Source organism: Peribacillus sp. CSMR9 (assembly GCF_033141925.1).
Taxonomy (GTDB): Bacteria; Bacillota; Bacilli; order Bacillales; family DSM-1321; genus Peribacillus; species Peribacillus simplex_A.
Window position 1 is genome coordinate 1 of the sequence record NZ_JAOPHO010000182.1, and the last position, 1450, is coordinate 1450.

Annotated in this window: 1 protein-coding gene and 1 pseudogene; one reads left to right on the forward strand and one right to left on the reverse strand. The window is 40.7% G+C overall.

Going from position 1 to position 1450, the window contains the following annotated elements; translation table 11 throughout:
- Positions 1-76: pseudogene (locus N9I19_RS24730) on the reverse strand (DUF1259 domain-containing protein); the annotation flags it as partial.
- 107 nt (positions 77-183) lie between these two features.
- Between N9I19_RS24730 and N9I19_RS24735 the strand changes: the two are divergent.
- Positions 184-1386 (forward strand): VirD4-like conjugal transfer protein, CD1115 family, encoded by a 1203-nt coding sequence (locus tag N9I19_RS24735; RefSeq protein WP_317779330.1) that lies wholly within the window; start codon positions 184-186, stop codon positions 1384-1386.
- Positions 1387-1450: the final 64 nt, after the last annotated feature.

The window sequence follows — 1450 nt, forward strand, 5'->3', positions numbered from 1 at the left end:
ATAACCAATGATTATGCAAGGCACTAACAATAATCCCCTGTTGGACAACTGATTGCATAAATCCTGGAATTTCTTCTAAATCAACCAATCAAATATGAAGATGCTTCTGACTATGGAGCATACGGCACAGCAAGATGGGCCAGGAAAGAGGAAATATACAATCCAGAAGATATAACGTCAGATATAAATAAACCAGGTACGATACATGGAAGGTACAAAGGGCAAGTAATCAATCAGCATGATGAAAGTCATCTGAACCGAAACATCCTTCTGGTCGGGGGTTCTGGAGCTGGTAAGACCCGTTCCAATATCATAACGAATATCCTTAAAAACAAGGAAAAATCCCAAGTTATCGTTGACCCAAAAGGTGAATTGTACGAAAAGACTTCACAAATCAAACGGGAACAGGGATATGAAGTCCGGTTAATCAATTTCAAGGATCGTGACAAATCAGACCGATACAATCTATTCGACTATATCCGCAGGGATTCAGATGCTTTCAAAATAGCCGATGCAATAGTAAGTAACGCTGCTGAGGGAGATAAGGTCAAAAAGGATTTCTGGAATCAATCTCAAATCGCTGTCCTGCAAGCTCTAATGACATACGTGAGACACGCTTTGCCAAAGGAACAGCAACATATGGGAAGTGTTATGAACCTAGCCAATTGCCGATACGATGTAATCAAATATCTCTTTGAACAATGGCCCAGGGAACATATTGTTAACAGGTCTTATCAAACGGCTGTTTCGAATCTCAGTGAAAAGACAGGACCAGACGTATTCCAAACACTCATGGGAACCTTGAATCCTTGGCTATATGATGACGTTTGCCGGTTCACAGAAACGAATGACTTCTTATTTGAAGAATTAGGCAAGAAAAAAATAATCGTCTATGCTATCATCCCAATAGCTGACAATGAATTTAAACCGTTAATCACAACATTCTTCACTCAACTCTTCTCTGAACTTTACAGATTGGCGGATCTGAATTACGGAGAGCTTCCTCAACCAGTCTGGTTGGCCTTGGACGAATTCGCTAATATAGGTAAGTTAACGGATTTTGAAAAACGGCTATCCACTACTCGAAGCCTTGGAATTGAGGTTACAATCATCATTCAGGATACTTCACAACTTGAAAGTAGATACGGAAAGGACTTGGCCAAGGAAATCATAAGCAACTGTGACACTCGTATTTTGTTGAAAGCCAACGAGCCTGAAACAGCTAAATATTTCAGCCGACTTGCTGGAAAGACAACGATACGAATTACAAACAAATCCAGCTCCAAGTCATCCAAATCTTCGTCCAGAAGTGAATCCGTCCAATATATGGGGCGTGACCTTATAACCGAAGGGGAAGTAATGGGGTTGAAACGAAACCCGTGTTGATCGGACCTTATACTTTCATCTCCCTTTCCAAAGGCTTCAATAAAAAAGATATCCCTGGCATCAT